The sequence below is a fragment of the Thermus aquaticus genome (assembly GCF_001280255.1).
GTDB classification, from domain to species: domain Bacteria; phylum Deinococcota; class Deinococci; order Deinococcales; family Thermaceae; genus Thermus; species Thermus aquaticus.
On the sequence record NZ_LHCI01000034.1, the window covers coordinates 1 to 642 of the forward strand.

Here is a 642-nt window from a genome sequence, read left to right on the forward strand (position 1 = left end):
CCGTCTGGGTCCTCCGCCGAGCCTTTTCAGCCATACTCCATCGGGCCAAGCTGGCCTTCGCCACGGCCGGCACGGCAACCGAGCAGGCAGCGGGCCTTGGCATTCCCATCGTGGCCTTCCCCACCCCAGGCCCCCAGTACACCAGGGCCTTCGCCCGCAGACAGAAGCGCCTTTTGGGGGAGGCGTTGCACTTGGTGGAAGCCGATCCCTACCGCGTAGCTGGCCAGGGGCTAATCCTTCTTCAGGCTCCGGAGCTTTACCAGCGCTCCAGCGAGGCTGGAAAGGCCCGAATAGGGCCACCCGGAGGCATCCAGGGCACCAGGGAACACATCCGCAAGGAGCTGGAGGAAGCGTCCCAGTAGTCTGGATGGGGAGAACCGTATGCGCCTCTACCGCGTAGGCCTCTTCACCGATGTGTACTTCCCCAACCCCAACGGGGTCACCACCAGCGTCTACCTCCTCCTGCGGGAGCTCAGGCGCATGGGGCACGAGGCCTGGGTCCTGGCCCCCGCCCACCCGGAGGCGCCAGAGAACGAGGAGGGCGTGGTGCGGGTGCCCTCGGTGGCCTACCCCTTTTACGAGGGGCAGCAGATCGCCCTGCCCTCGGCCCGCTACCTGCCCACGGACTTTGAGATCGTCCAC

The 642-nt window shown here is 66.8% G+C and carries 1 protein-coding gene and 1 pseudogene; both read left to right on the forward strand.

Annotation, left to right across the window (positions count from 1 at the left end):
* Positions 1–362 (forward strand): annotated as a pseudogene (locus tag BVI061214_RS13335) (lipid-A-disaccharide synthase-related protein); the annotation flags it as partial.
* Positions 363–381: 19 nt separating this feature from the next.
* Positions 382–642 (forward strand): glycosyltransferase (locus BVI061214_RS00215; protein ID WP_156303163.1); only part of this gene is annotated, 261 nt, incomplete at its 3' end.